Genomic DNA, 25,355 nt, shown 5'->3' on the forward strand with positions numbered 1-25,355 from the left:
TCGGCTCCCACTGGCGCCACACACGCCACTCCCCTCAATGCTCTTCCGCCGCCAGCACGGCCTCCACACGAATCTCTTCGGTGAGCCGCGCTTTCAGCGCCGAGAATTCCGGCGAGGTCTTGATGGTGTAGTGGCGGGGGTGGCCGAGATCGACGCGGACATCGGCCTTGAAACGACCGGGGCGGGCGGACATGACGAGGACGCGCGACGCCAGGAAGATGGATTCCTCGATATCGTGGGTGACGAACAGCACGGTCTTGCGCTCGCGCTCCCAGATGCCGAGCAGCAGCTCCTGCATCAGCGCACGGGTCTGGTTGTCCAGCGCGCCGAAGGGTTCGTCCAGCAGCAGGATCGCCGGGGAATTGGCCAGTGCGCGAGCAATGGCGGTGCGCTGCTGCATACCGCCGGAGAGCTGTTTGGGATAATGGTTGGCGAAACCTTTCAGGCCGACGCGCTCCAGCCATTGCGCCACGATGGCGTTGCGCTCGCCCGCAGGCACGCCCTTTTCGCGCAAGCCGAAGCCGATGTTTTCCGAGATCGTGAGCCAGGGAAACAGCGTGTAGGACTGGAACACCATGCCGCGGTCGGCGCCGGGGCCGGTGACCTGCTGGCCGTCGAGCAGGATCCTGCCCGTGGTCGGCGTGTCCAGGCCCGCGATAATGCGCAGCAACGTGGACTTGCCGCAGCCGGAGGGGCCGAGCAGCGTGATGAAATCATTGTCGCCGACGGTGAGATTGGCCGGCAGCAGCGCCTGGGTCGGCTGGCCACCATGGACCGGCGGGAAGACGCGGGAGACGTTCTCGATGATCAATTTGCTCATGCGAGGCTCCAGGGAAAGAGCTTGCGGTTGAGCGCCTTGAACAGGAAATCCGAAATCAGCCCGATGACGCCGATGATAATGATGCCGAAAATCATCTGTCCCGTCGCGAGCAGCGCCTGGCTGTCGATGATCATGTGGCCGATGCCGGAGGACGAGCCGATCAGTTCGGCGACGATCACATAAGTCCAGGCCCAGCCCAGCACCAGGCGCAGGATTTCGGCGATGTCAGGCGCGGCGGAGGGAATCATGACGCGGGCGAGGATGCCCTGGTTGCGGGCGCCGAGCGTCAGCGCGGCGTCGACCAGATCGCGGCGCACGCTGCCGGTGGTGACCGCGACCATCAGGATCAGCTGGAACACCGAGCCGATGAAGATCACCATGAGCTTCTGCGTCTCGCCGATGCCGGCCCACAGGATCAAAAGCGGAATGAAGGCGGACGCCGGCAGGTAGCGCGCGAACGACACGAACGGCTCGAGGAAGGCTTCGATCGGCTTGAACGCGCCCATCAGGATGCCGACGGGGACAGCGACGAGAGCCGCGAGAATGAAGCCGCCGAGCACCCGCCACACCGTCATGCCGATGTCGAACGCGAAGCCGTGCTTGGTGAGCAGCTCATAGCCGTCCCGCACCATGGTGACGGGATCGGCCAGGAAGGTTTTGGAGACGAAGCCGCCGAGGGTGGCGAGCGCCCAGGCGGCGAAGAACAGGACGAAGAAGAGAATGCCGAGCAGGACGCGGGCGGTGGGGGAGACGGGGGCGAGGGGTTTCATGGGGATTGATAGACGTTGTTGAAGATCGCGGACATTGGCGTTGGGTCTTTGCGGTACCCCCCTCCCTGACCCTCGCCCACAAGGGGGGAGGGAACGAGATGCTCGGGCCGCCTTACAGACTCAACTCGCTTGCCGGCGTGGGTCATCGAAAAAGCGAATACGGAGATGCCTGCAGGATAGCGACGAACCGATCCGCAACCTCGCGTAACCGGATTGCTGCACCTCTCCGAACTCTGCCTGTTCCCTCCCCCCTTGTGGCAGGGCTGTCCCGGGAAAAATCACGCATAGGTGAACCCCAGCTGATCGGGAGAGAACCTGGGTTTTGGCCTGCTCGGATTGACGGGTGGCGGGGTGTCAATTTCTGCGATCGGTTTTCGCATGAACAGGCGTTGGCAAACGAGCTCAGCGAAACGTAGCTGCAGCATCGGCAAGGAATTCAGACGCCGCGCGAGGCGCAGGAGCAGATAGGCGATCATCGCGGCTATGATTTGCAGCCGAATGGCGTTGTCGTTCTTGCCCATGAACTTGTGGAGGTTGAGATGCTGCTTGATCCAGCGGAACAGGAGCTCGATCTGCCAGCGGCTCTTGTAGAGAGCCGCAATCTCGACTGCCGTGCGTTCGAGATCGTTGGTGATGAGAGTGATCATTCCCCCTTTGTCACGCCTGACCTTGATGCGTCGCAATGGGATCGGCAGACTGGAATCGCCCTTGCTGGCGAGCGAGACATTGGCATCGGCGATGACTCTGAAGCCGTCGCCTATGGTCTTGCGCACGTACCGGGACTTTGTCATGCGCAAGCGCGTGTTCACCTTGACGCGGGTGACGAAGAAAGCCTTGGCAGCATTGATCTTCTTCCACCAGCCAAAGTGATAATAGCCCTTGTCGAAAACGTAGGTCGCACCGGCTTCCAGCTCCGTTTGACGGCCGATCTCGACGTCATTGACGGTCGCCGGCGTAATCTCGACACAACGCGGGACATCGTTCCCTGGATGATAGACGACGTGCATCTTCAGGCCGCGGATACGGCCATTCCATTCGGCCCATTCGCACATCTTGCCCAACGGCACCGGGCTCGAGTCGATCAACCGAACCATCTCGGCCCCTTCCACCCGCGTGTGTCGATCGGCCTTCTTTGCCAGCATCGCGAAAGTTTCCGCGAAAATACTCACCGGACGACGTGCATTCGCACGCGAGAGTGTCGAGCGAGGGGTCTTGCCTACACCCAAATGATAATGCTGATGGGAGTTTGCCTTAGAGGTCGCTTCCACAGCGCGCAGGCTCGTGACCCCGCCCAATTGGGCGCCCACCATCGCCACAAGATGATCCCAGCTTTTGAACGTCTTGTCGTAGGCATTACCGTTATGTCGCTCGACGATTTCCCGAAATTGTCGTCGATCAATCGGTTTGAGGAGCTCCCCAAAGATGCTATTCACGTATTGCATGCCCGGCCCTTTTCTGTGTCTCGACAACCAGAAAGTATCCGGTTCACGCTGGAGTCGCCGGGCATGCGCTGCGGCATAGTGAATCATTCCCGGGACAGCCCTGCCCTTGTGGGGGAGGGTCAGGGAGGGGGGTGAGTGACGCTGTTCAGTCTTCATGATTTATCTGCACACGAGATCGAGCTGTCCGCCTGATAACATCGACGACGCCTTCCAAATTCGACACCACCTGATCGTTGGTGAACCGTAGTGTTGCAAAGCCCTCGGACGCAAAGACGTCATCGCGATCTCGATCAGCCTTCTGTTGTTCGGCGAAGTCATGACTCTCGCCGTCCAGCTCGACGACCAGCTTTGCCGAAAGGCAGACGAAGTCCGCGATATAATTTCGAAACGGGACCTGCCTGCGAAAACCAAGTCCGTCAATCCGATGAGCCTTGAGATAGCGCCACAGCAGCGTTTCGGCAGGAGTCATCGTCTGCCGAAGTTGCCTCGCCCTGTCGCGCTGACGTTTGCGAACGGTGGCGTGAGGCATTCGGTCCGACCGGGTCGATTCCTGACATTTTGGACCGGGCTGATGCCTGACAGTATTCGGTCATTGTTTTGCTGTCGCTGCCGTTTTCTGCTGAACACGGAACCGGGCGCGCGGGGGAGCAAAGCGGAGGAAACGGTGGTCACGATCGATCACCCCCAGATCCCGGTCGCAGAAGCGCAGGATGTGGCCGCCGGTGTCGCGTTCGGCGAGACCAACGAGTTCGCCTGCAAGCGCTTCACCGACGAACACGAGCTCGCCGCGCCATTTGATTTCGCCGGAGGAACGCACACGGCGGACCTCATGATAAGCATCGTACCAGGGGTCATGGAGATGGCTCGGCAGGGCGCGCGACGGCGACTGCCAGAGCTTGGCGGGCGGCGCTTGATCGAGAGCCTCGTGCGGCCGCTCCTGGTTGAAGTGGTGGCGGAAGACGTCGAACCGGCGCTGCTGCTCGGCAGCCGTTGCCGCCGGCGGTTTCGAGGTCTCAGCCTTCAGAGTGCGGTGCATGCGCTCGTGCCGGGCGTTGTCCTGCGGACTCGCCGGCGGGATGTAGTGCGGCTCGATGCCGAGCTTGAGCCACCACACCGAGAGTGCCGAAAGGCCGCCCGCCCCCGTGGATCCGAACGGTGTACCGTTATCGGAGCGGATCGCATCGGGAAGGCCAATGTCCGCGAAAACGCGTTCCAGCGCGCCTTTAACGCCAGCCCAGGTCGGATCGACGATGCGGACCTCGACAAGAAAGCGGCTCGCAGCATCCGTGATGGTGAGCGGATCGCAGCGTGTCCCGTCGCGGGTTCGAAACCAGCCCTTAAAGTCGATCGACCATTCCTCATTGGGGACGCTTGCCGGCGCCACCACCTCGCCCTGTGCAATCGCTCGACGTCGGCGACGGCGTGTCTCGACCAAGCCTTCCCGCTTCAGGATGTCGCCGATCGTCGACGCCGCAGGCCAGTCGATCTCGGGCCGCCCGCGCTCAAGCCATGCCTTGACCTTCTTCGGGCCGAAATGCGGGAACCGTCGCCGTGTCGCGATGAGGCAGTCGGCCAGTTGGCTAGCCGTCGCATGCGGACAGCTCTCCACCGCGTGGCTTCTCTCCTCGAACCAGTGCGGCTCCCCGCTCGCGCGGCGGCGCTTCCACACGTAGAAGGTCTCCCGGCTGATGCCATACCGCGCGCACAGCTCCGTCACCGAAAATGCTCCCGTCTCGTACTCCCGAAACAACGCGATACGCTCCTCCATAGGACTGCTCTCCCTGAAAGGCATCGCCTGATCCTCCATCGAATCAGACGAAGCTTGCCTGTCAGGAATCAACCCGGGTCAAATTGTCAGGACTCAGCCCAGTTTGTACCTTCGTGGCTACCCCCCTCCCTGCCCCTCCCCCACAAGGGGGGAGGGAACGAGATGCTTGGGCTGCCTCACGACGACACAAACGTCACTGCACAAACCTCGGATCAGCCAGCTTGCTCATATCCGGCAGCTGCTTGATGACGCCGACTTCCAGCAGCAGGTCCGCCGCTTCCTTGGAGAACGCCGCGTGTTCGCCGGTGAAGAACTTCTTGTTGGCCTCCTGGTCCTGCCAGCGGATGTATTTCGCCGAGTTGCCGAACGCCTCGCCGCTCTGCTTCACGTCGGCGCCCATGATCTCGTAGGACTTGGCTTCGTCCGACTTGATCATGGCGAGCGCCTCGAAATAGCTTTTGGTCAGCGCGCGCACGGCGGGTTCGTTTTCGGCGATGAACTTTGGCGTGCAGCCGAAGGTGTCCATGATCATCGGGTAATCCAGCGTGGTGGCAATGATCTTGCCGGCGTCGGGCTTGGCGCGCACCGCACTGAGATACGGCTCATAGGTCACCGCGGCGTCGTTCTGTCCGGCGATGAAGGCTTGCGCGGCGGGGCCGGGCTCCATGTTCACGACCGTGACATCCTTCACGCTCAGCCCGTTTTTCTTCAGGAACCAGGCCAGGGTGAAATAGGGGGCGGTGCCGGGGGCGGAGGCGGCCACCGTCTTGCCCTTGAGGTCGGCGATCTTGTCGGTCGCGGCGCGCACCACCAGGCCATCGGCGCCGTAGGACTTGTCGAGCTGGAACAGCTGCGTGGTGGCGACGCCGTTGGCGTTCCACGTCACCCAGGTCTCGACGGTGGTGGCGGCGCACTGCACGTCACCCGATGCAATCGCCAGATGGCGGCTGGCCTGCGGGATCTTCTTCAGGGTGACGTCGAGGCCGTTCTTCGCAAAGATGCCGGCTTCCTTGGCCAGCGTCAGCGGGGCGAATCCGGTCCAGCCGGACAGGCCGATATTGACTTTGGTCTGGGCGTGGGCCGACCCGGCCACCATCAGCATGGCGGCTGCCGCAACAACTGAAATCTTTCTCATCATCCCCTCCGGCCATTCGGCCGCTCCTCATTTGAGGGGCAATCGCAGCATGCGCGTTCCGGCAAGTCAACGCCGCGAATGTGGGCGCCCGCCGCCTTGTTGGGCGGCGAGCGGCGACCACGGTGCCATCCACCGCCCTCACGGCTTGCGCGACGGCCCCGGCAGCCGCACCATCTTGCGGCCGAATTCGATGTCCGCCTTCGGCATGTTGGTGCCGACGATCCTGACCGGCAGGGTGTTGCCCTGCGGCGGCAGCAGGCGCACCCATTTGGTGCCGGCGACGTTGAGGGTCTCGACGCCGGTGCCGGGCGGCACCTCGATGTCGATATAGGTGCCGGAGCCGGGCCGATTGGCCGGCCAGGCATAGACGCCTTCGCCGTAATGCGCATTGCCGCCGGTGGAGAGCCGCATCGAGCCCTCCATCTCGATCCGGGCGTAACTCATCTGCTGCGGGGAGGCGGTGAGCGTGTGGCGAAACGTCGCCGGCTTTGTCAGCACTTCCACGGTGCGCACCGGATTCTTGTTCTGCAGATCTGTCGCCGTGGTCTTCAGCCGCTCCACCGCGGGCGGCAGCGTCGTCTTCGGCGGATTGCCCGGCGGCTCGAACGGGTCCTCGTTGCTGGCGCGCAGGATGCGGCCGACGATGGCGCGGATCACCAGGCCGCCGACAATGCCGATGGCGAGACCGACCATCTCGTTCTCGACATAGGTCGCATAGAGACGGCGCGCGCCGAAATAGGTGGCGATGATGCGCGGCGTGGTGGCCGGCGAGAACACGGTGGGCGCGATCACGGCGCCGCCCGCGCCGCGATAATAAGCGAAACGCGCGGGCCCGCCGGCGCGCTGCGGCGCGGCGCGGATCGCCGCCTGCGCCTGCTCGATCGAGTCATAGACCTTGCCGTCGATCGGCTCGGCCTTGGTGAGCGAGAGATCGACAAGGGTGTCGGGCACATACACCGGCAGCTCCAGGCCGCTGCACACCACATGGAAGCCGAACAGATAGATGTTGTAGCCGATGCCGGTCATCCGCCTGTCGATGTAGTCCGCGTCGTCCTTCGGCGTGGAGACATGGACGTTGATCAGGTTCGGATGCCTGGCGTCGTCGGGATCGATCTCGAACTCCATCGGGCCGGAGGCCTTCGGCAGGTTGATCACCGGCGGGCCGTCGTTCGAAAACGGCTTGATGATGAGCAGGAAGGCCGCGAGCACAAAACCCCTGTGGTCTTTGGCGTCGACCCGCAGATGACCGGGGTGCCTGCGGGTGAGGCGGAACCAGCGAATGCCGGCGCTTGAGGTGCCGAGGTCCTCGATCGTCAGCGCCGAGGGATCGGTGGCGACCACGGCCTTGACGTGGCCGCCGCTGTCGCCGCTGAGGCCGGCAAACATCACGCCGTTGTCCGGCATGGTCTGGCGTGTCTGCGAGACAACCTTGGTGGGTCCGGCCAGCGAGCCATCGTCGCCGGACGGAAGTACGAAACTGATTACGGCCATGACGCCAGTTCACTCCCAAAACGACCCCTCCCCGGGCGTTGGTCGCAATCAGCGGAGAGTGCGTTCATGGCGCACACGGATGACGTGTGCCGTTGACGTGTGTCTTGGACGTGTGTCTTGGACGTGCGCCCTGGCACGCACCGTCGACGCGGTCTCCCCGCTCATCTCTCGAACGGGAGAGCGCAGGCGGGTTAGCTTCGTGCCGCCAAAATCTTCCGCCGATCGCATGAACCCGCCGCAACCGGCGCGCCACCAACACATGAGGATGCTGCCGCAAGATAGCTAAGGGGGGCGTCCGCGACGGCCCGGTCGCCGCCTGCTGTTTCAGCCAGTGGAGCGTGCCATGATCAATTATCCCGACGATTCCTTAAACGCGCAGTTTCCGCCGATCCGGATTTCCGGCGGGCATCATTTCGAGGCCGAGGTGCTGCGCATCGTGCGGCATCTGCATGTCGGCTCGCACTCGCGCATCGGCAACTACATCGTCAGCCAGATCCTGGTCAATGACGACCTGCGCGAGGGCGTGCGGATCCGCAATCCGCATCACGCCATCCACAACGCCATCACCAATCCGCGCGGCGCGGTGCGCGATTCCGACCAGCCGAATTCGACGCGGGCGGACCTGCTGGCCAATCCCGGCCGCGGCGCCGGCGCAACCATCGACTACTTCCCGTTCGAGTGGCCGCAGATCGGCGTCGGGCAACCGGGCCGTTCGCGCGACGAGATCCTGCTGCATGAACTGGTGCACGCCTTCATGATCCAGCGCGGCATCTCCAGTGTGCGCAAGCTGGATCGCGGCATCTATGCGCACCGCGTGCGCCGCTTCGACATCGTGGACGATTTCTATGCGGTGATGATCACCAACGTCTATGCCTCGGAAACCAGCCGCGGCCGAAGGCAGGACCACCATGCGTTCTCGGCGCTGGGCCGCAACGCCATGAGCATCGCCTCCGATCCCCGGTTCCGCCCGTTCTTCACCGCGCTGGCCAGCCACGCGCCGGGGCTGGTCACGGTGCTGCGGGGGATCGACACCCCGTTCAACCCCTGGCACCCGCGGATGGAACTGATCGACGCGACGTCGGTCTTCGATGACGCCTAAGCGGGCTCTAGCCGGGCCACGCGCGAGGTGCTATAGAGCGGCCGTCGCAAGACGATGGCGCTGAATCTCGAAGCGGACTGCGGGCAGACCCGGGGGCAGTACCCGGCGCCTCCACCTTAGCAGCCGGATTTTGGCAGATCGGCTTTGGCAGCTTGAGCTTAAAAGTCTCATGTCGGTGACGAGACATCACCGGTGAGATTGATTTTGTCGAAAGGCAGAATTCCGGGCCGCCAAACTGAGTTGCCAAAACCTGAGCTGTTAAGGCGGGGGCGAAATAGGATCGATGGTCGCGAAGAAGTTTCGAAGTGTGCTCGGCATGATACCGCCGTTATCGGGTCAAAACACTAAATGCAAACGATAACGTTGCATTGAACGAAGTGCGCCTCGCGGCGTAACCTGTTCGGGGTTGAGACACCTGGCAACAGAAGTCTTATTAGCCGCGTCGGCCTTCGGGCTGGCGCGGCTTTTATCTTTGGGGCGAGCGCTATCTTTGGGGACAAGCCTTCAAGTCTCAGCGCGCCACGTGAAAGCCAGCCTTGTGTCTCCGGTGGGCGCGCCGGCGGCATCGTAGCGGCGCTCGCTGATGCTGCCGCGGCCTGCCGCATCGATGGTCACGACGGTGCTGCTGCGCGTGCCGTAAACCGGATGCCGCACGAAGATCGCGTTGCGCGGCCACTCGGCTGTCGGCGCGCCCGGATTCTCCTCCGGCTCTTCGCGCAGTTTTGCAAACAGCGGCTCGATATCTTTGTTGCCTGCCGTCATCCAGCCGGCTACGGCGGTCTCCAGCGCGACGATCTTGTCCCATTTGTCGTCCGGGCCGCCATTCGACAGGCCGTGCAGCCCCGCCGTCAGCGCGCGCCGCTCGACCTGCGGGCGGTTCACCCAGAGATCGGCAGCGTCCGGCGTCACCACAAACAGATTGAGCGGATTGAGCGGCGCGAGATCGACCAGTTGTGGTGTCGCCAGTGCGCCGCGCCCTCGCACAAGGTCACGCACGGCGAGGCCGCGCGACGGCGCGGTGACTGATGGTTCGCCGCAGCCCGCGCGGTTGGTGACGGCGGCGAACCGGCCCGTGGTCGAGACGCCCAGCCATGTGCCGCCCGACACCAGATCCTGCCCCGCGATGATGTCGCCCTCGGGCCAGACCGCAAGCGGCGCACTCGCGCGATCGTGGCGCTCGTCGCGGTTGGCGATAGCTATCAGTTGCCAATCCGGATGGGCCTGCCAGGCGATCGCAAGAACACACATTCTGGCCTCCTTGTGCCGAGGGTTCCATAGCATGCCGCGCCGTGAGGCGATCTGCGGTTCATGCAGGGCTGGCAGCCGCTCGGCAAGCGCGACCGCGGTCGCTCCATGTTGTCCTGGATCCATGCTATCGCCATTGCTTCATAATCCTGGCTTCATAATCATGAATCCAAAATTACGTCCGATCCTGCGTTGAGGCCTTGCCGGAATGCCGCACCACTCTCGATTTCATCTGGGACTTGTTTTGACCGCCGCGTTGCTGCTGCAGACCATGGAAATCGATCCGGGCATCGCGCAGACGGCGCCTCCCGAGGCCAGCCAAACGCGCCCGACACCGCAGGACGACGCCTTGCGCCATATTCCGGATTACGAGGTGCTGACCCTCGCTTTTCCGCCAAACCTGGCGCGACTGATGGTGACGGGGCGCGACGATTATTTCGCAGCGATCAGCCGCGATGCGCCGGCCCTGCAGCGCCTGCGCCTGCTGCTGGGCTTCGGCGAAAGCCTACATGACGGCACGACCGAAGGGCTGCATGCCTATTTCAGCAATCCCTCGGGCACGCTCGCGCCTGACCTGCTGATCGCGCTGCGCGAAGCGGGCCTGACAGAGCGCGCGGCCGTGGTCGCGGATGCGATCGCCGCGTTCGGGCCGACCTATCCCGTCGACGACCGCAAGCGGTCGGACTTTTTCGCGCAGAGTTTTCTGCGCATCAAGGACGGCGTCGTGCCGGATCCCAAAAAGCCGCCTACCGCCGTGGACCTCAAGCTGCGGGAGCTGGGACGGCAGTTCGCCGACAAGACAAAGTTCCGCGCCGAGATCGAAGCCTATGTCCGTCGCGACGCTGGGCTGGCAGTGGCACTGACGCAGGCCCGCGCGCAATTGTCCGATACGCAGCGCCTGTCTTACCTGCAGGCGCAGCTTTTACCCGGCGTCTCCGGCTTTGGCGAGAGTTCAGCGATCCGGGAGCAGATCGAGCGCATGCCGCGCAATCATCGCACGGTGTTCGTGCTGACGCTGCTAACCGGCGAAGTGTTCAATGGCGGGCTGCATCAGTTCTTTTCCAACTCCAGCGGCGCCTTTGCCGAATACACGGCGCAAGCCTTGCGCGACATCGGGATGACGGGCCCGGCGGCCACCATCGACAAGGCACTGGCGATGTTTCCGAAACCCTATCCGGTCTCCACCCAGGAGCGCCGTCGCGTCGCGTTCAAGCATGACTGGAACAAATGGGACGACCAGCTCGACGCCCTCACCGGCGCGATCGACGGCGAAGACATCGACGGGGCGCTCGCGACCTACGCCCGGGAGCAGGATATTCTGCCGCGTTGAGGCGTAGCGTAATCGGCGAACGCCATTGCCCGCAACTGCTCGAGCGCTCAATGGCCTCGCGCCGAGATTTGTGCAAGACAGAGATCGTTCGAAAAACCGACCGGTGCAGGTTGCGATGAGCCTCATTGAATCCAACGGATGTCCGCACCTATTTTGTCCCAAGTGCGCAACAGACGTGACGTGGCCAGCTTCCCTCTCCGCTGAGGACAAATCTGTCATCGCAGTCAAGGTACGAAGCGACACGTTGCCCGGCGTCATGTTTATTCACCGGACGTTCGGCCTCGATCTTGGAGAAGCCAAAGCGCTTGGGTTTCACATCACGCGCAAAAGCGGGGAGTGCCACCGCTGCCATCGGCCTTTGCAAGACGCGGTCTCAGTTTGCCCGCATTGCCGATCAGCGAATCTGGATTGGTAATCCAATCGCTCGAAGCGATCCCGCGCGGAAACAACATTCGATCGGGCACAAATCCCTTCCCTCGCGCGAAGCGCTCGCAAGCGCAGGCTCCGCAGAGCGTCCCTCGTCTCAACCGGCAAACACCTCGTCGGTGTCCATGCGCACGCCGCGTATGATCCGGTTCTTGTCGTAGGCGCCCCGCAGGGGTGTGATGGCATAGCAGATCAGCAACGACGTCGAACGCCATCAGCCCCCCACTCTCAAATCAGCGCGTCGCTGGGGTTTGCAAAATGTACCAGAGGGTGGTACATTGGCCCATCATGGAGCCGCGGCATGATCGTGAGCTTTCGGGACGATTGGCTGCGCGATTTCTTTGTCACGGACGTCCGATCGAAGAGAATCCCACCAGATCTCGAAAGCCGCCTATTCCGCAAGATCCAGATGATCGACGATGCAACCACCGATCAGGACTTGCGGGTGCCGCCCAGCAACCATTTCGAAAAGCTGCGAGGAAACCTGGAAGGCCTCCATTCGATCCGTGTCAACCAGCAATGGCGACTGGTGTTCCGGTGGGATGGCGGCCGGGGCGAAGCGGCAGGCGTCTATCTGGACGACCACAGTTACCGGTGAGGTGAGCGATGTTGACGACGAAACGCAAACCGGCCAGCGTTGGCGAAATTCTAATCGAAGAGTTCATGAAGCCAATGGCCCTGACCCAAGGCATGCTGGCCGAAGCGATGGGCGTGCAACGCAAGCACGTCAACGAGCTGTGCAACGATCGCCGCGGCGTCACGGCCGCGACAGCCCTTATTCTCGCGCGCGTGTTCGGCAACAGTCCCGATTTTTGGCTGAACGTGCAGCGGCGCAGCGATCTATGGGCCGCCATGCAGTCGCCCCGCGAACGAGAGCGGATCAAACGAGCCCGGCCGCTGACGGCCGCATGAGCCAGAGACGAGTTTGCGGCAAGTGGACGGCAACGTTCGATGATGCGTGACGAATCGAATGTGTCTCAGCCGGCAAACACCTCGCCGGTGTCCATCCGCACACCTCGTATGGCCCGGTTCTTGTCGTAGCTCTCGCGCAGGGACGTGAGGGCATAGCAGATCAGCAGGGATCGGCGCGGGGCGCCGCTGGTGTTGCAGGTGGCGCCGTGCAGCAAGGTGGAGCCGAACAGCAGGATATCGCCGGCCTGCCCCGTCATCACCTTTGCTTCCCGATGGAGTTGTCCCGCCGGCACATTCAGGCCATCGTCGCGATGCGTGCCGGCCACGACCTGCGTGCCGCCATTGTCCGGCCCGAACGGATCGAGATACACCAGCGCGGTCATCGTCTCCATCAGGTTCGAGCCTGGGCCGTCGCGATGCAGCAGTTGCGCGCCGCCGTCGAGGCGCGGCGCGCGCCCCTCGACCTGCGCCAGGAAAAACGGCGCGCGCAGCACATGATGGGTGGCGGCCAGCAGCGCCGGCAGGCGGCAGACCCGCTGCACGATCGGATCGAGATCGAGCAGAGCATGGCGCCAGTCACGGCCCCGCGGCACCGGCCATTTTTCGGAAGGAAGCTCGCCGGCCTCGAAGGCGGTGCGCAACGGCTCGCGCCAGTCCACAGGGACGGCGCCGCGGAGCAGGAGAAAGCCGTCATCGTCGAGACGTCGCGCGTTTTCAGCGTCGAGCCGGTTGACCGTCGTTGTCAGCAACACATCGCTCATGGCTCAGTGTAAACGCGCGCGGGGCCGCGCTGCAACTGTCCGGCCCGAGCGCCTCAGAGCCTGACTGGAAATGTGGTTGGGACTTGCGCGGCGTATCATCCCCACTCCGTCATTGCCGGGCTTATCCTCAGCGACTTGGCTGCGCCAAGTCGCGGTCACAATCCAGCTTTCTTCAATAAATCACCACGCGAGTTGAGCGCTTAAGCTGGATCACCGGGTCAAGCCCGGTGATGACGCTGAATGTGGTGAGCTGCTTTCGATCATTCTGAGTCAGACTCTCAGGATTGCGCCGGTTCACGCGGCCTGAATGCGGCGGCATGGCGCTTGACGAAGTCGCGCATGGTGGTCGGTGCCTGGCCGGTGAGCTTGAACATGGTGTCGGTCATGCGGTCGTAACGCCCCTGCCTGGTCAACTCGGTCATGGCCGAGAGATGGCGCACCACGTGATCGGGAAAGCCCATTGTCCGCAGGCCTTCGCTCCACGCCTGGAGTGGAACGTCGCGATAGTGGATGGGCCTGCCGAGCGCGTCGGAGAACACGTGGGCATAGTGATAGAGATCAGCGGAGTCCGGCCCGGTCAGATCGTAGATCTGTCCGATATGCGGCGCGGGATCGTCGAGGATCACGGCCACCGCACGCGCCACATCGACCGCCGAAATCGGCGACGTCCTGCCGGCGCCCATCGGCAGCGCCAACACGTCGGAGGCCCGCACGCCGGCGGCGGCGAGTGTGAGAAAAAAGCCCTCGAGGAACACCGTCGGCCGTATGGTGACAACCGGCAGTCCCGACCAGCACAGTGCCTGCTCCGCCAGCCAGTGCAGCTTGTGCTGCGGGCTGTCGGTCGTCTCCCGGATACTCATCTGCGAAACCGTCATCTGCGACATGTTCACGAATGCCTCGACACCGTGATGGCGCGCCACCGCGGCGGTGTTGATGGTGGCTTCCAGATAGGCGGCCGAGACCGACATTCCGAAATAGATGCGCCGGCAGCCTTCGATGGCGCGGTGCATCGACGCGAGGTCCGTGAGGTCGCCCACAATGACCTCTGCGCCGAGCCGCCGCAGCGCTGCGGCACGCTCATCCTCGCGCCGAACCAAGGCGCGCACCTTGTGCCCCCTTGCCAGCAGGAATTCCGTCAGGTTGCGGCCGATGCCGCCCACGGCACCGGCGGCGCCGGTGACCAGGATCGGGGTGTCGTGGTGATGCCCGGTCGTCATGCCGCGGACCTCGGCTGAGGTTCGCGCGCCGGCAATCCCGCCTGCCGCATGACAAAGCGCTGGATCCGCGGGACGACGATCATCAGGATCGGCACCACCACGACATAACTCGTAACCGCGGCCTTCAGCCAGCGCGCCGCGAAATCCGGCTGGAAACCATAGTTCAAAGCGAGACCGACGAACGACATGCTGGTCGAGGTGATCAGGCCGGTGATCAGGGAGATCGCGGGTCCGATCAGTTTCGGGGGAAGAGCCATCTGCCTGCTCATTTGCTTGCTCTCATTTGCTTGCTCCTGGGAACGGGGTTATTATTTAGACGACGTATAACTTATACAGCGTAAAAGCAATAGGACCGATGCCGAGAACTGCCGATCCGGAGCTGCCTCACCGAATCTTGAAGGCCGCCGACGCCCTGTGGCAGTCGGGCGGCGAGGACGCCGTGACCATCCGCGGCGTGGCGGCGGAGGCCGGCACCACGACGCCGACGGTCTACAGCTATTATGCCGACCGGGAGGCGCTGCTGGCCGCGTTGCGCACGCTCGCCTTTCAACGCTTCTCAGGCTACCTCGCCAAATCGCGCGACTTCCAGGATGCCTGCGTGCGGCATCTCGAGTTCGGCACCAGCCATCCGCGCGATTATGAATTGCTTTATGGACGCGGCTGGATGGAGCGCGTCTCAGCGGATGCGCAGGGGGCCGAGATCGAACGCTACACCGCCCATCTGGTGCGCGCCGGTGTCGAACAAAGCCGGGCCACGCACATCGCCTATCCGATCATGATGATGCTGCACGGCGTGATCATGCATCGGCTCTTGAACAAGAAGCCGAGCGCCCTCGGCCGGACGATCGCCGCGGCCTGTCTCGAGGCCTGCAAAACGTTGCTGGAGAGCGCGCGGCGGAAGACATAGCGGCGGCCGCCGGAGCGGATGGCTTTGGCACCGTACGACCGGGTCGGTTTGGCCGTCCGATGCGGAGCTGTGTTGTCAATTTCAGGACACGATCAACGCTGGCGCTTTTTGAGCACGTCCAGCGCCCGGTCGGCGTGCACGGTCATTACCAACTCGCTGCTGATCACCTCGAGCACGGTCAGGTCGGTATCGATCACGAACGTGACGCGCTGCAGAGGCATCATCGGAATCCACCCCCTGACCCCGAACTGGCGTGCGACGACCTGATTGCTGTCCGATAACAGTGGATAGCCCAGTGAATGTTTCTCGGCAAAGTGCCGCTGCCGCTCCACCCTGTCGGCGCTGATGCCGACGGGCTGGGCCCCGACTGCCTTGAACTCGCCGATCAGATCGCGGAAGTGACAGCTCTCCACAGTGCAGCCAAGGCTCATGGCCGCGGGATAGAAGAACAGCACGACGGGACCATCGGCGAGGAGCCCGGACAGGCGACGCGGCGCACCGGTCTCATCGGGAAGCTCGAAATCAGTGACGACATCGCCTTTGCGCACGACAGGCCCCAATATGGAAACTGCGGGAATTCCTGGTGGCTCGATACCATATAGGAATTGGCGCATAAAAAAAGCCCGCTAACACATTTGCGTTGCGGGCTTTCCATCTTGGTTGCGGGGATAGGTGCCCCCCTTGCATCGTTCCGCGTGAGCCACGGCCATGCCTGGTGAGTGGCGAGTCAATTTCCGAGTTGGGTCAGTCGACCGCGCTGATCATTTTGACAAGAGCGCCTCACAATTCAGAGCCCCATATTCCCCCGCACCATCGCCAGATACTCGGGATCGTCCATGACCTTGCGCGCGGCGATGATCTGCACGGCGTCCTGCCCCGCGATATAGCGCAACCGGTCCGTGCCATCGGTGGCGGCCTGCCAGATCGCCTCCGCGACGACGACTGGATCGGAGTGCCGGCTTCCGGCCGCTCGCATGCCAGCCATTACCTTTTCGACAAACGGCCCGTATTCTGTTTGCGCCTGATCAACATCGAACATGGAGCCGACCGTCTCGGCGAAATTGGTGTTGATCATGCCGGGTTCGATCAGCTTTACCTTCACCCCGATGGCGGCCAGTTCGAAGGACAGCGCCTCGCTCATCCCTTCGACTGCGAACTTCGAGCCGTGGTAGAGAGTGCCAAGCGGGAAGGTGATTTTCCCGCCCATGGACGAGATATTGATGATTGTCCCTTCGCCGCGGGAGCGCATATGGGGCAGAACAGCTTTGGTGCAGAGCAGCGGCCCGATGACGTTGACGTCGAACTGCATCCTGATCTTGTGTTCAGGGGTCGCTTCGAGAATGCCGTAAGCGCCGTACCCCGCATTGTTCAACAGCACGTCGATCGCACCAAAGCGGTCGATACCGGCGGCGACAGCGGCCTCGACAGTCTCCAGCCTGGTCACGTCCAGCGCCGACACCAGAACGTTGTCGAGCGCATTGAGTTCGGTGTCCGCTTCGGGGTTAGCCCGAACCGTTGCGATAACGTTCCAGCCCTTATTCTGGAAAAACTTCGCGGTCATGCGGCCAATGCCGCTGCTGCATCCGGTGATGAGGATTGTCTTGGTCATGATTGATCTCCTTTCAGCTCAACGATTTGAACGCATCTTTCCACGGGCCGTCTGGCCTTTGCCATGTCATGGGCATTGGTGTTGATCTCGTCGCCATCTTTCAGGTCCGCAAATGACTTGGCCTTGATGACTTGGCCTTGAACGACTTGGCCTTGAATGACTTGGCCTTGAACGAGTCTTTCCACTCAGATCCCTGGCAAGGTCTGACGGATCACACCAAGGGATGTCCTTCCGGTCATCCTGGTGCCCCGCATCCGAAGTTCGTGATCCATTGCAGCAGTCTCTGACACGAACTTCGGATGCATCAGGGGCACTAGCAACTTTATGATTCTAGTACCGCTTTTCGATCTGAAGTTCCTGGGATGAGTTTGCGGCAAGCGGTGCAGGAACTTCAGATCGGCGGGACTAGAAATCCTTGCCGCCAAACCCGTCGACCATCATCTGCCCGGCCAGCTTGGCGAACTGTCTCCAGCTTTGATCGACCGAGAATTTGGACGCATTGGTCATCAGGTGGTCGATCTGCTTGCGGTTGGTCAGGGCGAAGGTCTGGGCGCCGAAGTCGTCGATGATGACCGACCTCACGATGTTCTCGAAGTTCAGCCCATTGCCAAAGTTGCCGACGCCCGAGACGAAATTTTCGGTGGTCTCACCACAGCCGCCCCATGTCAGATAAGCGTTCAGCCAGATGTTGGGCGCGACGTTGTTCACCGCGATGCCGCCGTAGCGCAGCTCGCGGAGAGCCTGGTGCACGCGGTCCTTATTTTCTTTGAACGTGGCGTTGTCGACCAGGATCATGCAGCCGAGAGAGCCTAGAAGCCGGTCATTGCAGAATGCCGTGGCTTTTGTCAGGAAGTCGTCGGCATTGTTTTCGGACTCCAGCGGCAGTTCACTGAGAATCTGGCAAAACGCCTCGTTGTGCACGGCAAAGTCATCCTCCCCAATGCCGGGAATGAACACGAAATCGCTCTTCGGATGCGCGCCGCCTTCGGGCTTCAGCACCTCAGCCGTGGGCTGGTTTTCAAGGAATTTCTCCTTGGTCTTGTCGGCACCTGGATAATAGGTCGCGGTGCCGAAAGTTTCCTCGGCGATGGCCGTGCGCAGGGCGGTGAGGAATTGTTCTCGCTGCGGCCAGTTCCTGGAGGTGATGATCGTCTGGGGGCGGCCACATATCGCACCACCATTGAGCTTGCCCACCGACGCAATCTGGATCGCCCAATGCTTCATGTCCTTGTCGGTCCATTCACCCGGCACGATGAGACAGGGATTGTTGCCGCCGCATTCCGACACCAAGGGCGCGGAGGCAGCGTCCTGAATGGCGTGCGCCACGCCGGTCGAACCGGTGAAGTAGATCGCGTGCAGCCCATCCAATGCCGACATCTCCCGCCCCTGATCGCTGTCGATGAAAGCCAGCGCTTTCCGCTCGATCAGCGGCGCGAAGATCCTGGCCCAGACCACGTCGCTGGCCTCGTTCAACTGGTGCGGCTTGTGGATGACAGCCTTGTTGTCCAGAAACAGCGCCATCGCCATCTCGATGGAGGAGCTATAGTTCCCGGCCCCCGAAATCGCGATCACGCCCGCCGGTTTATCCAGTGGGCTGATCTGTCTGGGTTCGCCTTCAACATGCAGCAGTCCCTTGGCCTTGCCGGCAAGCAGTTTGTCCTTCTTGTGGATCGGGAAGACGTCGACCTCGTAGAGGTTGTCGCCGATCTTGCGGCTACCATTCGCCCTAGGCATGGCGCCGGCGACCAGAGACTCGTAAAGGTGCCGGATGCCCATCAGCGTATTGCCCATGGCACTGACGGTCGTGGCGATCCCTTCGGCCCGCGATACCGCGCCTTCGCCGGCGTGGCCGCATTTCATCTTCGCATCGACCGCGCCAAGCTCTTCGGCATATTTCAGCAAGTTGCCCTGAACTTCTTCGATCAGCGCTAACCGCTCAACCGCGCTGGTGGCGGCCCAGCCTTCAGCATCGAGGCTGTCCAAGGCTTCCTGTGCATCCATTTTCTGATTCCTTCTGTCAGATATGCCGGGTCGCTAAAATGCGATGAGACCCCCCTCTTCGCCATCGCGATGCACGCCAAATGGATTGCATATGGCGCCAATCTACTGCTTGATGACGCCAGCACCTGTCATGCAGATAGCCTGCGCAAAATCCGATCACTATTGCTGAGGAGGACTCGCTGCCGGAGAAACAGATGTCCGAAACCCCGCGTTACCGCGTCGACCAGTTGCTGCGACTGGCCTGCGGGATTCTGAAAATTTCCCCGGATATCGTGCTGCGCCGCGCGCGCCTGCCCGAGCGCTATCTTTCTGCCGACGATAAGGGCGCGACGGCAGAGGAGTATTTTGCGCTCTGGTCCGCAACGGAGGCCTGTTATGGCTCTAACGATATGGCCGATAAGCTGGGGATAACCGTCGCCCATGGGCCGTTCGTCCCTGCGTTGTTCGCCTTTTCCTGCAGCCCCGACATTCGCACCGGTGTTGAAAGGCTCGCGGTGTTCAAACCGTTGGTCGGACCTCTCAGCATCGTCACCGAGTTGCAGGCAGATCGCTTCATTCTGCAATTGCGTCCCACGCAACCTGCATTGCAGATGCCCCCGTCGCTGGCACATACGGAGATCCTGCTGTTTCTTGAGCTTTGCCGCACGCATACGGCAACAAAAATCATGCCTCTTGAAGTCGCCCTGCCGGAGCCTGCATCGGCCGACATAGCCTATTTGGGGTGCACACCGATCAGGAAGACATTCCCGAGCATCACCTTGTCGTTGGAAGACGCGCGGCGCCCCCTGGTCAGTGAAAACACCGAAATGTGGTCTGTGTTCGAGCCAGACCTACGTCGCCAACTGGCCGACAAGCTCGCCATCAGCGGAATTCGTGACCGGCTTCGCAATGCTCTGCTGGAAGCGATCCCCAGCGGCGATACCGACAGTGATCGATTGGCGTCGCGGCTGCATGTGAGCAAGCGAAGCCTGCAACGTCACCTGCGCAACGAAGGAACGAGCTTTCAACAGGTTCTTGACGAAACCCGCGCCGACCTTGCCCGGCACTACCTTGGTCAGACGACGACGTCGCTGGATGAGATGTCCTACCTTCTTGGATACACCAGCTCAGCCTCCTTCTTTCGTGCGTTCCAGTCGTGGTTCGGCACGACCCCGACCAGCTATCGCCGGGCGCAGCTTCCCACCTGATGCGATCGGCAAGCTTCGATCTGTCGCGACCGCATGCAGATAGCCCTCGATTGGCCCGAGCAAACGCTTCATCGCGAACGCCTTGCCTGAGCCAGACTTGAAACATCGTTCCAGCTCGCGCGCGTGCGTTTCGTTTGCCACAGCCACGTACGACCGCAGAGCAACCGGCAGATGGCTCCTCGCAGACAGAACTTGTCCTTGCTGATGCGACCCAAATCGGCGACGCAGATCGTTCGTCGATCCGACGTAAATGTCGCCATTCCTGAGTTCAAGGAAATAGACGTGCCACAAGCACCGGTCTCCCTACGCTCCTGCGGAGCTTCGGGAGACACCCTTCGCCCGCTTCAGGGGCTTGAAGGCTGGCGGGCCACGCCCGATGAAGATGAGCACGTGATAGCTATCTGATAATTATGCGAATATTCCTAATTGTGCGTAACGGGCACGTTTAGCGGGAAGATGGTGAAGCCGGATGGATGTGAGATCCGCGGCATGGGCAAGCCCTTCGACCTCTGGATGATTACCAATACGCGCCGGGAGGCCGACCAACTCGTTGAGGAACGGGTGTTCTGGGTCACGTTGTCGATCGCCCAACAGATCGGGCTCGCCCAGTACCGAGCCACCGTCGCGCCGATGCGCGGTGGCATGTCTAATAGCTGCCGGGCGCTCAAGCGCCCGGTCAGCCTGATCAGAGATCGAGCGGTGGAAATTTTACGCTGGATCATCGCTGTCGTTGCCGTTGTCACGGCATGCAGCGGCTTGATGGTCGATTGATTTGTGCCACTCCGCGCGAAGCAGCATCTCAAAACCTGTGGGGGCGCTCACGCTTCCAAATGCTTTTTGAAACGCAGCGTGTCGAAATATTCCGTGAAATGCGTGATCAGGCCATCCTTGGCCTCGACGCGTACGATATAGATCTGATCGAAGGGCTTGCCGCTGGCGCTCATTGTGCCAGTGGCGGAATACTCACCAACCACCGCATCCCGCCCGACGATGCCATGCACGGTCAGCTCGCCGTTCTTCAATCCGGTGAGTAGCGACATGAACCATGTCATTCCACCGAGAATGGCCTCGCGGCCTTCCCGGAGCGTCGGGGCGTCGAAACTACCGGCATACGGCAGCTCAAACACCGCATCGTCAGCAAACAAGGCTGCCCACGCGTAAAGGTCGACCGGGAGGAGTTCGAGTGAGCGTCGCAGCAAAGCTTCGGCATCAGGGGTATGCGTATCGGTCATGGAAGTATCCTTTTGCTTCTTCGACCGGAGATATAGCTCGCCAACTGCCACACATTCAGCCCGAAACGCTGGAAGAACTATCCATACGCATGCACAATTTCCCCCTGTAAGCGATGCTTATCCCTGAAGGTCGTTGGCCGCCTTGACGCCGATCCGGGTAAACACAGTCGCGACCCATTCGACGAAAACCCGCAGCTTCGCATTCAGGTGGCGATTGGGCGGATAGACGACGTACAGCGGATGATGATCCCGCCGCCAATCGTCCAGAACGGACACCAGCGTCCCTGCTTCGAGATGCGGTTTAGCTGCGAAGCGGAAAGTCTGCCCGATACCGAGCCCGGTCAGCAGCGCGCTCATATGTGCCGTGCTTTCGTTAACAGCCGCGCCAGTCCGCGCTGCGACCTCGATGCTCTCCCCGCCACGCCCGAAGTGCAGCGGGAACACCCGGCCGCTCAACGCCGAGAAATAGCTCAGAATGTGATGGTGCGCCTCAAGCTGGCTTGGGTTCGAAGGCAGCCCATGTCGGGCAAGATACGCCGGCGATGCACATGTTACATAGTCCAGTTCGCAAATCCGGCGGGCGATCAGCGTGCTGTCGTTAAGCTTCCCCCCACGGATAACACAATCCACCCCGCCGCTGACCAGATCTACCGGACGATCACTGACGCCAAGGTAAAGCTCGATATCGGGGTAAAGCTCCCGGAAATCGGGAAGAGCGGGAATGAGCACAAGATTTGCCAGCGATGAGCCAATATCGACGCGCAGCTTGCCTTGCGGCTGCGCCTTGGTTCGCCTGGCGGCCAGATCCATTGCCAGCAGGTCATCGAGCAGGTGACGAGCACGCTCATAATAGGCGGCGCCATCGGGCGTGACGGTCAAAGACCGTGTCGTACGCTGGATGAGCTTTGTATCCAGATGGCTCTCGAGATCCGCGATGAGCTTGCTCACAGTTGATCGCGGCAGGTTGAGGAGGTCCGCAGCTTTGGCGAAGGAGCCCGCATCGGCAACCCGAACGAATGTCCGCATCGCAAGGAGTTGATCCATCGGGCCCGCCCTTCTTACAGCATTGAACGCAATGGTGGATTATAAAAACAAATTTCTTATCTTTATGCAAAATTGGCGAAGAAGGACAGTCCGCCCAGCAGACACCGCAGCAAAGGAATTTGACGATGAAAACCGCTCCTGAGCTTCTCGAAGCCTACCTCGCCACGATCCAGGACCCGGCTGCCGCAGCCCAACTTTTCGCCGATGACGGGATTCTGGAATTACCTACCGTCGATGCGCGAGCCCAGGGGCCCGAGGCAATTGAACGCTTTCTCACCGGCTTCCTGGCCAGAATGCCAGGCTTTGCGTTCAAGGATATCGATATCTCGATCAAAACCGATGAGCAGGCTTTCGGAGAGTATGGGGTAGAAGTGTACGTGCCCGCGACGGGCAAGGTTTACAAGCAGACCTATGCGGGGCGGCTCGTGGCCAAGGACGGGAAAATCAAGCTCTTGCGCGAAGCCCTTGATACGCTTGCCGCATCACGCGCCTTCAGCAACGACTAGCTGGTATAAGCCACCTTGCCGGTCCTACGGGCTGCTAAACAGCTGGTTTGGAAGCTTGCGCGAATTACCAGAGCAGTCCCGGCCAAGGCGGCTTTCATGGCGAGGAACCTGCTCGCCGCCGGGCATCGGGTCACGGTGTGAGACCGGGACCGGAGCAAGGCCGATGCCTTCATACCGCGAGGCGCTACCATCGCGGATGACATCGGCGCGGCAGCGCATGTCGGCACCGTCATGACGATGCTGGCGAACGACGAAGCAGACGATCCGCAATTAGGAGGCGCCGCTGGGCTCGGCAACGGCGATTATTGGGGCGTTGCTGACGGGCAGTTGCCAAGCCAGCAAATGACGGTTCCGGCGCAAGCCGACGATCACCATGGTGCGCCTGAACGGCGAGGATTGGTCGCGAACTGAAGCTCTCCCGATTTTCGCAAGCAAATATCGGACAATAGAGTGGAAACGGCGGTTCGCTATACCGCATGGTGATGTGCGGTGATCGGCGGCAATATCGCGCCATGGCGTAGAATCGGCGAGGCTGGCGGGCCACGCCCGACGAAGATGAGCACTACGTCTACGCTATAGCACTCTAAAGCCGCACGGTTTGGTTCCGGGGCTGATTGGCTCAATCTATCAGAGGCTATTAGGCATTCTCCGAATGGCTGGGTCTGATGATTAAGGGACGGTCGGCTTCCAGGATGATGGGGTTGCAAGCCGCCGCTCCTCATGATCGGGCATGAGCTTTTGGAGGTGAGCCGAAGGCGAACCTGTAAGCGTGGCCGAATGCACTTTGCGACGTATAGCCAACCTTGCTCGCTATGCTGGCGACAGTCTCATCACCACGCGCCAGCGCCGCGCGCGCGATGGTGAGACGCCACGCCCGCACGTAGCTCAGCGGCGGTTGTCCCACTCGCCGCGTGAACTCCGCAGAGAAGGCAGCGCGCGACATACCGGCCACGCCAGCGAGCTGGCCCACCGTCCACGGCTGCGCGATATCCCCATGAATGGCGCGAAGTACTCGACCGAGCCGAGGATCTGACAGAGCACCAAGCCACCCGATCTCGACCTGCTCAACGCTCTCCGCGTAGGCGCGGATCGCCTCCACCAGCAACACATCGGCGAGCCGGGCACTTACAATTTCGCTACCGATGATGTCCCGCTCGGCCTCGCCTTCCATCAACCCAAGGATCGTCGCCATCGCACCGGATGCGGCCGAGGATCGGGGAACGAACAGGAAATCCGGCAGCATGCCGAGCAGGAAATCCGCGTTCCCCGGATCGAACGAGACGGCTCCCCCGATCGCGACCGTCTCGTCACCCCCGAGACGCGCGGTATCGCAGTCGGCGCCGTAGAAGGTCTGGCCATCGAGGGGAGGCAGCTCTGGGGCGCTGGCCACCGCATAGGCCGTTGGTCCGAGCAGGCAGACATCGCCTGCGCTCATGAGCTGGGGCGCGCGCCCGGGTATCATCATCCAGCAACTGCCCCGCAGCAGCGCCACGAACTTGAGCCGGTCGAGAGCCGGAAATGCGAGAGCCCATTGGCCTGCGGCTTCCAGCTGGGTGCGGCGGGTCACCCTTGCACCAAGAACGCTGAGGACATCCGATAGCGGGTCAGTCACAGCTTTAGACGATCTCGACAAATCCATAGACATCCTAGCGTAGATAATCTTAGCCTAAACGCACATCTTCTTCTTTCAATGAAGGAGAATCGCAGTGGGTATCGAAGGCAAGGTCGTCGCCATCACGGGCGCAAGCAGCGGGATCGGCCGCGCGACGGCGAAACTGCTCGCAGAACGCGGGGCTTTTGTCGTGCTAGGGGCTCGCCGTGAAGAAGAGCTCGCGGCCATCGTGGACGAGATCACCGCAGCAGGCGGCAAGGCCGTGCATAAGGTGACCGATGTCCGCCACCGGAGCGATCTTGAAGCGCTTGTCGCATTGGCAATCGAGCATGGCGGCAGGCTCGACGTCATTGTGAACAATGCCGGGATTGGGCCCATATCCCGTTTCGATGCGCTGCGCGTCGAGGATTGGGACGCCATGATCGACGTTAATCTGCGTGGCACGCTCTACGGCATCGCTGCGGCGTTGCCCGTCTTCCAGCGTCAACAGTCGGGCCACGTCATCAACATCGTCTCGACCGCGGGCATCAAGATCCTCCCCACCATGGGTGTGTATGCCGCGACCAAGAACGCGGTGCGGACCATCAGCGAAGCCTTGAGGCAGGAAGCAGGACCGCATCTGAGGGTCACCGAGGTTTCGCCGGGGATGATCTCGACCGACTTTGCAAGCTCGATAACCGATCCCGCCATGAAGTCGGCGATTGGAGAACGCGTTTCCAATGTTGCCATCCCACCAGCTTCGATCGCTCGGGGCATCGCCTACGCGATCGAGCAGCCGGCTGATGTGGACGTCGGCAGTATTGTCATACGACCGACAGCCCAAGACTGAGCGTCTGATTTC

29 protein-coding genes and 1 other RNA gene are annotated in these 25,355 nt (G+C 61.8%); 11 read left to right on the top strand and 19 right to left on the bottom strand.

Annotated features, from left to right (window positions below; all coding sequences use genetic code 11):
- Positions 1–34: 34 nt before the first annotated feature.
- The 7 genes from RS897_RS08150 to RS897_RS08180 all read right to left on the bottom strand — a co-directional run bounded on the left by RS897_RS08150 (position 35) and on the right by RS897_RS08180 (position 7,426).
- The gene (locus RS897_RS08150) at positions 35–820 is read right to left on the bottom strand and encodes an ABC transporter ATP-binding protein (protein WP_315836071.1); all 786 of its coding nucleotides are present in this window, start codon (positions 818–820) and stop codon (positions 35–37) included.
- Positions 817–1,590 (bottom strand): ABC transporter permease, encoded by a 774-nt coding sequence (locus RS897_RS08155; protein WP_315836072.1) that lies wholly within the window; start codon positions 1,588–1,590, stop codon positions 817–819. The genes RS897_RS08150 and RS897_RS08155 overlap by 4 nt, the downstream gene beginning before the upstream one ends.
- Positions 1,591–1,868: 278 nt before the next feature.
- A complete protein-coding gene (locus RS897_RS08160; RefSeq protein ID WP_315838550.1) occupies positions 1,869–3,032 on the bottom strand; it encodes an IS4 family transposase in 1,164 nt (387 codons plus the stop codon).
- 145 nt (positions 3,033–3,177) lie between these two features.
- On the bottom strand, positions 3,178–3,561 hold the full coding sequence (locus RS897_RS08165) for an endonuclease domain-containing protein (protein WP_315836073.1): 384 nt from the start codon (positions 3,559–3,561) through the stop codon (positions 3,178–3,180).
- Positions 3,562–3,621: 60 nt separating this feature from the next.
- Entirely contained in the window at positions 3,622–4,800 is a 1,179-nt protein-coding gene (locus tag RS897_RS08170) for an integrase core domain-containing protein (protein WP_315836058.1), read from the bottom strand.
- Between the two features lie 193 nt (positions 4,801–4,993).
- A complete protein-coding gene (locus RS897_RS08175; protein WP_315836074.1) occupies positions 4,994–5,935 on the bottom strand; it encodes an ABC transporter substrate-binding protein in 942 nt (313 codons plus the stop codon).
- 138 nt (positions 5,936–6,073) lie between these two features.
- Entirely contained in the window at positions 6,074–7,426 is a 1,353-nt protein-coding gene (locus tag RS897_RS08180) for a hypothetical protein (protein WP_315836075.1), read from the bottom strand.
- 343 nt (positions 7,427–7,769) lie between these two features.
- On the opposite strand from RS897_RS08180, the gene RS897_RS08185 reads away from it, so the two are divergent.
- Together RS897_RS08185 and ssrA are read left to right on the top strand one after the other, a co-directional pair.
- On the top strand, positions 7,770–8,525 hold the full coding sequence (locus RS897_RS08185) for a hypothetical protein (protein WP_315836076.1): 756 nt from the start codon (positions 7,770–7,772) through the stop codon (positions 8,523–8,525).
- A gap of 4 nt (positions 8,526–8,529) precedes the next feature.
- Positions 8,530–8,961: a transfer-messenger RNA gene (ssrA, locus tag RS897_RS08190) on the top strand.
- A gap of 68 nt (positions 8,962–9,029) precedes the next feature.
- Here the strand turns inward: ssrA and RS897_RS08195 are convergent.
- Positions 9,030–9,773, bottom strand: a complete 744-nt coding sequence (locus tag RS897_RS08195) for an NRDE family protein (RefSeq protein WP_315836077.1) — start codon at positions 9,771–9,773, stop codon at positions 9,030–9,032.
- Positions 9,774–10,014: 241 nt separating this feature from the next.
- On the opposite strand from RS897_RS08195, the gene RS897_RS08200 reads away from it, so the two are divergent.
- The 3 genes from RS897_RS08200 to RS897_RS08210 all read left to right on the top strand — a co-directional run bounded on the left by RS897_RS08200 (position 10,015) and on the right by RS897_RS08210 (position 12,438).
- Positions 10,015–11,100, top strand: a complete 1,086-nt coding sequence (locus tag RS897_RS08200; RefSeq protein WP_315836078.1) for a DMP19 family protein — start codon at positions 10,015–10,017, stop codon at positions 11,098–11,100.
- A 727-nt stretch (positions 11,101–11,827) separates the two neighbouring features.
- Positions 11,828–12,124 (top strand): type II toxin-antitoxin system RelE/ParE family toxin, encoded by a 297-nt coding sequence (locus RS897_RS08205; protein ID WP_315836079.1) that lies wholly within the window; start codon positions 11,828–11,830, stop codon positions 12,122–12,124.
- An 8-nt stretch (positions 12,125–12,132) separates the two neighbouring features.
- Positions 12,133–12,438, top strand: a complete 306-nt coding sequence (locus RS897_RS08210; RefSeq protein WP_315836080.1) for a HigA family addiction module antitoxin — start codon at positions 12,133–12,135, stop codon at positions 12,436–12,438.
- Between the two features lie 65 nt (positions 12,439–12,503).
- On the opposite strand, the gene RS897_RS08215 is transcribed toward RS897_RS08210, so the two are convergent.
- The 3 genes from RS897_RS08215 to RS897_RS08225 form a co-directional block, all read right to left on the bottom strand.
- Entirely contained in the window at positions 12,504–13,199 is a 696-nt protein-coding gene (locus RS897_RS08215) for a phytanoyl-CoA dioxygenase family protein (protein WP_315836081.1), read from the bottom strand.
- Between the two features lie 278 nt (positions 13,200–13,477).
- Entirely contained in the window at positions 13,478–14,416 is a 939-nt protein-coding gene (locus RS897_RS08220) for an SDR family NAD(P)-dependent oxidoreductase (protein ID WP_315836082.1), read from the bottom strand.
- Positions 14,413–14,673, bottom strand: a complete 261-nt coding sequence (locus RS897_RS08225) for a DUF2798 domain-containing protein (protein WP_315836083.1) — start codon at positions 14,671–14,673, stop codon at positions 14,413–14,415. The genes RS897_RS08220 and RS897_RS08225 overlap by 4 nt, the downstream gene beginning before the upstream one ends.
- A gap of 98 nt (positions 14,674–14,771) precedes the next feature.
- Here RS897_RS08225 and RS897_RS08230 point away from each other — a divergent pair, with 98 nt between their 5' ends.
- A complete protein-coding gene (locus tag RS897_RS08230; protein WP_315836084.1) occupies positions 14,772–15,323 on the top strand; it encodes a TetR/AcrR family transcriptional regulator in 552 nt (183 codons plus the stop codon).
- Positions 15,324–15,415: 92 nt separating this feature from the next.
- On the opposite strand, the gene RS897_RS08235 is transcribed toward RS897_RS08230, so the two are convergent.
- The 4 genes from RS897_RS08235 to RS897_RS08250 all read right to left on the bottom strand — a co-directional run bounded on the left by RS897_RS08235 (position 15,416) and on the right by RS897_RS08250 (position 18,933).
- Entirely contained in the window at positions 15,416–15,871 is a 456-nt protein-coding gene (locus RS897_RS08235; protein WP_315836085.1) for a peroxiredoxin, read from the bottom strand.
- A gap of 239 nt (positions 15,872–16,110) precedes the next feature.
- Positions 16,111–16,932, bottom strand: coding sequence for an SDR family oxidoreductase (locus RS897_RS08240; protein WP_315836086.1), 822 nt, complete (start codon positions 16,930–16,932; stop codon positions 16,111–16,113).
- The gene (locus RS897_RS08245; protein WP_315836087.1) at positions 16,929–17,117 is read right to left on the bottom strand and encodes a hypothetical protein; all 189 of its coding nucleotides are present in this window, start codon (positions 17,115–17,117) and stop codon (positions 16,929–16,931) included. The genes RS897_RS08240 and RS897_RS08245 overlap by 4 nt, the downstream gene beginning before the upstream one ends.
- 220 nt (positions 17,118–17,337) lie before the next feature.
- Positions 17,338–18,933, bottom strand: a complete 1,596-nt coding sequence (locus tag RS897_RS08250) for an aldehyde dehydrogenase family protein (RefSeq protein WP_315836088.1) — start codon at positions 18,931–18,933, stop codon at positions 17,338–17,340.
- Positions 18,934–19,127: 194 nt separating this feature from the next.
- Here RS897_RS08250 and RS897_RS08255 point away from each other — a divergent pair, with 194 nt between their 5' ends.
- The gene (locus RS897_RS08255; RefSeq protein WP_315836089.1) at positions 19,128–20,120 is read left to right on the top strand and encodes a helix-turn-helix domain-containing protein; all 993 of its coding nucleotides are present in this window, start codon (positions 19,128–19,130) and stop codon (positions 20,118–20,120) included.
- Here RS897_RS08255 and RS897_RS08260 read toward each other — a convergent pair.
- A complete protein-coding gene (locus tag RS897_RS08260) occupies positions 20,040–20,411 on the bottom strand; it encodes a GIY-YIG nuclease family protein (RefSeq protein ID WP_315836090.1) in 372 nt (123 codons plus the stop codon). The two genes, RS897_RS08255 and RS897_RS08260, sit on opposite strands and share 81 nt — an antisense overlap.
- A 198-nt stretch (positions 20,412–20,609) precedes the next feature.
- Between RS897_RS08260 and RS897_RS08265 the strand changes: the two genes are divergently transcribed.
- Complete coding sequence (locus RS897_RS08265) at positions 20,610–20,891, top strand: hypothetical protein (RefSeq protein ID WP_315836091.1); 282 nt, start codon at positions 20,610–20,612, stop codon at positions 20,889–20,891.
- Positions 20,892–20,938: 47 nt separating this feature from the next.
- On the opposite strand, the gene RS897_RS08270 is transcribed toward RS897_RS08265, so the two are convergent.
- Both RS897_RS08270 and RS897_RS08275 read right to left on the bottom strand, forming a co-directional pair.
- Positions 20,939–21,352, bottom strand: coding sequence for a nuclear transport factor 2 family protein (locus RS897_RS08270; RefSeq protein WP_315836092.1), 414 nt, complete (start codon positions 21,350–21,352; stop codon positions 20,939–20,941).
- A 117-nt stretch (positions 21,353–21,469) separates the two neighbouring features.
- Positions 21,470–22,396 (bottom strand): LysR family transcriptional regulator, encoded by a 927-nt coding sequence (locus RS897_RS08275; RefSeq protein WP_315836093.1) that lies wholly within the window; start codon positions 22,394–22,396, stop codon positions 21,470–21,472.
- 125 nt (positions 22,397–22,521) lie between these two features.
- Between RS897_RS08275 and RS897_RS08280 the strand changes: the two genes are divergently transcribed.
- Both RS897_RS08280 and RS897_RS08285 read left to right on the top strand, forming a co-directional pair.
- Positions 22,522–22,902: a nuclear transport factor 2 family protein gene (locus tag RS897_RS08280; protein WP_315836094.1), complete on the top strand. Its 381-nt coding sequence runs from the start codon at positions 22,522–22,524 to the stop codon at positions 22,900–22,902.
- Between the two features lie 231 nt (positions 22,903–23,133).
- A complete protein-coding gene (locus RS897_RS08285) occupies positions 23,134–23,313 on the top strand; it encodes a hypothetical protein (RefSeq protein ID WP_315836095.1) in 180 nt (59 codons plus the stop codon).
- Positions 23,314–23,620: 307 nt separating this feature from the next.
- Here the strand turns inward: RS897_RS08285 and RS897_RS08290 are convergent, their stop codons facing one another.
- Positions 23,621–24,547, bottom strand: a complete 927-nt coding sequence (locus RS897_RS08290) for an AraC family transcriptional regulator (RefSeq protein WP_315836096.1) — start codon at positions 24,545–24,547, stop codon at positions 23,621–23,623.
- 61 nt (positions 24,548–24,608) lie between these two features.
- Here RS897_RS08290 and RS897_RS08295 point away from each other — a divergent pair, with 61 nt between their 5' ends.
- The gene (locus RS897_RS08295; protein WP_315836097.1) at positions 24,609–25,343 is read left to right on the top strand and encodes an SDR family oxidoreductase; all 735 of its coding nucleotides are present in this window, start codon (positions 24,609–24,611) and stop codon (positions 25,341–25,343) included.
- The last annotated feature ends 12 nt before the right edge of the window (positions 25,344–25,355 follow it).

The sequence above is a fragment of the Bradyrhizobium prioriisuperbiae genome (genome assembly GCF_032397745.1).
Taxonomy (GTDB): Bacteria; Pseudomonadota; Alphaproteobacteria; order Rhizobiales; family Xanthobacteraceae; genus Bradyrhizobium_A; species Bradyrhizobium_A prioriisuperbiae.